This is a genomic window from Desulfurellaceae bacterium, assembly GCA_021296095.1.
Taxonomy (GTDB): domain Bacteria; phylum Desulfobacterota; class Binatia; order Bin18; family Bin18; genus JAAXHF01.
The window spans coordinates 44263-44754 of the sequence record JAGWBB010000017.1 but is presented as its reverse complement, the minus strand read 5'-3'; the positions used below and the strand labels follow the sequence as shown (position 1 = coordinate 44754).

Genomic DNA, 492 nt, shown 5'->3' with positions numbered 1-492 from the left:
CAACTCACGGCGAGTCTGCCCGACTCGGCGCGTCCGAGTCCGCTGCGTGTCCATCAGGCCGCAGGCCAAGACCGCTCGGCCCCACTGGCCCTGTTCACCAGGGATTTTGATACCAGCCTGTGGGTCTGGCAGCGCGCCGGAGGCTATCCGAGCGACCCGTGGTATCTCGAGTTTCATAAGAAGCACGCCGGCGGAGAGCTGCGTTACTGGCGGATCACGGACCGTCGGCCGGGTTTGGACGCTAAACAGCCCTACGTCCCGGAAGCCGCGTTTGGCATGGCCAGCGCCCACGCGGCCCAGTTCGCCGGCCTGCTGCACGAGCGGCTGCGCAGCCACTGGCAACAGACCGGGGAGGGCGGGATTGTGGTGGCCGCGTTCGATACCGAGCTGTTCGGGCACTGGTGGTTTGAGGGCGCCCAGTGGCTGATTGAACTGATCCGGCAGCTCGGGATCCATCAAGCCGGGACGCTCACCCCCTGCGCGGCCTTTCTG

At 66.9% G+C, this 492-nt stretch carries 1 protein-coding gene; it reads left to right on the top strand.

The features are described 5' to 3' along the window. Positions 1-492: hypothetical protein (locus tag J4F42_05885; protein ID MCE2485023.1), on the top strand; the 492-nt coding region annotated here is incomplete at both ends.